At 71.8% G+C, this 3464-nt stretch carries 6 protein-coding genes; 1 reads left to right on the plus strand and 5 read right to left on the minus strand.

The features are described 5' to 3' along the window. From KBX53_RS26610 to KBX53_RS26625, 4 genes are all read right to left on the minus strand, one after another. Positions 1–325: CNNM domain-containing protein (locus tag KBX53_RS26610; protein ID WP_210862273.1), on the minus strand; the 325-nt coding region annotated here is incomplete at its 3' end. Positions 326–405: 80 nt separating this feature from the next. After that, positions 406–603, minus strand: a complete 198-nt coding sequence (locus KBX53_RS26615; protein WP_030327722.1) for a hypothetical protein — start codon at positions 601–603, stop codon at positions 406–408. A 57-nt stretch (positions 604–660) separates the two neighbouring features. After that, a complete protein-coding gene (locus KBX53_RS26620) occupies positions 661–1392 on the minus strand; it encodes a hypothetical protein (protein ID WP_210862269.1) in 732 nt (243 codons plus the stop codon). Positions 1393–1447: 55 nt separating this feature from the next. Further along, a complete protein-coding gene (locus tag KBX53_RS26625) occupies positions 1448–2056 on the minus strand; it encodes a TetR/AcrR family transcriptional regulator (RefSeq protein ID WP_030327724.1) in 609 nt (202 codons plus the stop codon). Positions 2057–2152: 96 nt separating this feature from the next. Between KBX53_RS26625 and KBX53_RS26630 the strand changes: the two genes are divergently transcribed. Beyond that, a complete protein-coding gene (locus KBX53_RS26630; RefSeq protein ID WP_030327725.1) occupies positions 2153–3193 on the plus strand; it encodes an NAD(P)-dependent alcohol dehydrogenase in 1041 nt (346 codons plus the stop codon). Between the two features lie 18 nt (positions 3194–3211). Here KBX53_RS26630 and KBX53_RS26635 read toward each other — a convergent pair. Then, on the minus strand, positions 3212–3464 hold a 253-nt coding region (locus tag KBX53_RS26635; protein ID WP_210862271.1), incomplete at its 5' end, for a SelB C-terminal domain-containing protein.

Consider the following 3464-nt stretch of genomic DNA (forward strand, 5'->3'; position numbering starts at 1 on the left):
ACGCCACGGTCACCAGCAGCACCGCGGCGGGACGGGCCGCCCCTCCGAGGAAACCCAACGGGCCGACCAGCGGACCGGCCAACGACACCGCGGCCGCCGCCGACGCGAGGAACCCGGCCAGGGTGATCCCGAGCTGAATCGTGGCCAGGTAGCGGTTGGGGTCGTGGGACAACCGCACCAACCGGTCCCCGGCCCGGCTGCGCCGACCCAGCCGCCGCAACTGCCCCTCGCGCAGGGTCACCAACGCCATCTCACTGCCGGAGAGCGCGGCGTTGACGAGCACCAGCACGGCCACCAACGCCAACTGCCCGAGCTGACCGCCCATCGCGTACCCCCGTCCGCCGCCTGAGGTCACTCAACCGCAAGGGACCGCGGCGCGGGCCCGGTTCGCCACCGGCGCCCGGCTCAGTCGACCTCCAGGTCGTCCAGCGAGATGGCGTGGGTCATCAGCCACCGGGCCAGCGCCGACATCCCGAACAGCCACAGCGGCACCGACTCGGTGGGGCCGTTGGTGGCGTAGATGGCAAAGCGCAGGTCCGGAGCGCGGTACGCCTCGATCCGCCACCGGTGCTGCCGGTCCCGCCAGACCGCCGAAGGGTCCATGGCGTCACCGTAGGTGACCACCGCCGACCTCGGGGTCGGTTGGCCGGCACCGCCGGCTCAGCCCGGCACCACCGTCGTTCCGAACACGATCCGGGCGACGGACACCAGCAGGCTGATCCCGACTCCGGCGAGGATCAACCAGCCGAAGCCACGCCACCCCGAGCCCCGGCCGGGCACCGGCGCCGGCGGTGGCCTCCACACCTCCCGGTAGGTCCACGCCAGCACACCCACCCCGAACGGCAGGAGCCCCACCCAGAACCAGAACCACCTCGTGCCGGCCAGCGGCGGCGCGCCGACGATCAGCCGGCCCAGCCACAGCAGAGTCAGCACACCGGCGAGCAGACCCGCCGTGGTCGCAATCCGGGACGGAACGTCGCCGCCGGCGTGCCACGGATCGGCGACGGCGGCGAGCCGCGCATCCAGCCCGGTCCGCGCCAGCCGGTCCGACCCCGCCGAGTACGGCTGCGGGTCGGGCGGTTGGACCGAGGCGTACCGGGTCTGACCGCTGGGCACCGTCCACGTGATCATCCAACCCTGCTCGGCGGGCCGCAGATCAGGTTGGCTGCCCCAGTAGGGGTCGTCGTCGTCCCAGCCGTTCGCCCGCTGATAGGTCACCACCCGGCCCGCCGCGAGATCCCGGTCGAGCTGGGCTTCGGTCGACTCGCGGGGCTCGACCCACCACGCCAGAGCGGCCCACAGCACCCACAGCACCGGCAGCGCCCAACGCAGCGCCACCGAGACGACGCGCCACCGACCACCGCACGACCGGGACGGGGACACCTCGACCATCAGCCCACCGTCGCATCTCGGCGCAACCGGGTCAGCACCGGATCGGTCGCGGCGCTCAGCGGTCGGGGTGATCCTGGTCCGTCGGCACGATGGCTCGCCGGACGCAGTCGCGAAGCAGCGCACGACGGCGGGAGTGCACGTCGTCGGGTTCCTGGCCGCTGGCGGCGTAGACGTTGCTCACCGGCGACCAGGCCATCGACATCGCGATGACCAGGGCCATGATGTCGAACGGGTCACCACCGCGGATCCGGCCGGCGGCCTGGGCCTCGGCGATCGCCGTGAGCTTTCGATCGTCGTAGTGCTGGTGGGTCTCGACGAGGTGTCCTGCGGGCCGGCGTTCCAGCCGCGTCCAGGTCGCGAGCCGGATGAGGTCGGGGCGGCGCAGGTATTCGTCGTAGAGGCGGACGGCCCAGTCCGCGAGATCGTCGGCGTCGATGGGCACGACGTTGGTGATGCGTTCCAGCGAGCTGAGGAAGATCGCGTCGAAGAGTCGTTCCTTGTCCCCGAAGTAGGCGTAGAGCTGCGCCTTGTTGGTGCGGGCCGCCGTCACGATGCGGTCGACGCGGGCCCCGGCGATGCCGTGTTGGGCGAACTCCTCGGTGGCGGCGTCCAGGATGCGCTGGTAGGTCGCGGCACCTCGCGAGGTCAGCGGCTGCTCCGGCATGGCCCCACACTAGCAAAACAGAACAGTTGGTTTGCTTCGGCTCGGCGCCCGACCTAAGCTTCGGCAGACCGAACAGTCTGTTTATAGGAGTCGATCATGCGAAGGACCACCGGATGGCGAGCAACCGGCCCGACGGAACTGCGGCGTACCCCGATCGAGCGCCGTGACCTACGCCCCGACGACATCGCGGTGCGCGTCGACTACTGCGGGGTCTGCCACAGCGACCTGCACGCCCTGCGCGACCACGACCAGCACGCCGACGCCGCACTGGTGCCGGGGCACGAATTCACCGGCGTGGTGATTGACACCGGCCCCGAGGTGACCCGCTTCTCGATCGGCGACAGCGTCGCGGTGGGCAACATCGTCGACTCCTGCGGCGCCTGCGCCATGTGCGCGGCCGGACAGGAGAACTTCTGCCACCCCTTCCCGACCCTGACCTACGGCGGCACGGACCGGCAGGACGGGTCGACGACGCTGGGTGGCTTCTCCCGCGAATACGTCGTGCGGGACACCTTCGCCTACCCGCTCCCCGCCGGCCTCGACCCGGCCGCAGCCGCCCCGCTGCTGTGCGCCGGCGTCACCGTGTGGGAACCCCTGCGCTCCCACAACGTCGGCCCAGGCACCCGCGTCGCCGTGGCCGGGCTCGGCGGCCTGGGCCACCTCGCGGTCAAGATGGCCGTGGCACTCGGCGCCACCACGACCGTGATCAGCCGCACCCTGGACAAGCGGGACGACGCCCGTCGGCTCGGCGCACACGACCTCGTCGACTCCACCGATCCCCAGCAGATGGCTGCCGCCCGCGACACCTTCGACCTCGTCATCGACACCATCTCCGCACCGCACGACCTCGCGCCGTACCTGCGGCTGGTGGCGATGGACGGCACCCTCAGCCTGCTCGGATACCTGGGACCGGTGACCGTCGAGACCACCGACCTGCTCATCGGCCGCAAGAGGCTCAGCTCCGCCGGGAGCGGAGGCCGCGGCTCGACGGCTGAGATGCTCCAGTTCTGCGCCGACAACGGCGTCACCGCCGACATCGAGATCCTCCCGTCGGCGCAGGTGGGCACGGCACTCGACCGCCTGCGGCGAAACGCCGTCCGCTACCGCTTCGTGCTGGACATGTCCGACCTCGACTGACGGTGGTCGGCGCGCCGCTCAGGTGACGACGATCCGGGCGTCGTCGGGCAGCCGGCGGGTCGCGCCCCGCCGGTCCAGCAACTCCAGCAGGGGCACCGCCACCCGGCGGGTGGTGTCCAACGCCTGCCGCGCCGCGGAGAGGGTGAACGGCTGCGGCAGCCCGGCCAGCACCCGCACCGCGTCGTCGAGCACGTCGGGCAGCAACACCACGTTGTCGGCCAACCGCAGCAGGGCGCCGGCGAGCCGGACGTCGACCAGGTCGGTGTGGTGA

Source organism: Micromonospora sp. M51 (assembly GCF_018070305.1).
In the GTDB taxonomy this organism is placed as follows: Bacteria; Actinomycetota; Actinomycetes; order Mycobacteriales; family Micromonosporaceae; genus Micromonospora; species Micromonospora parva.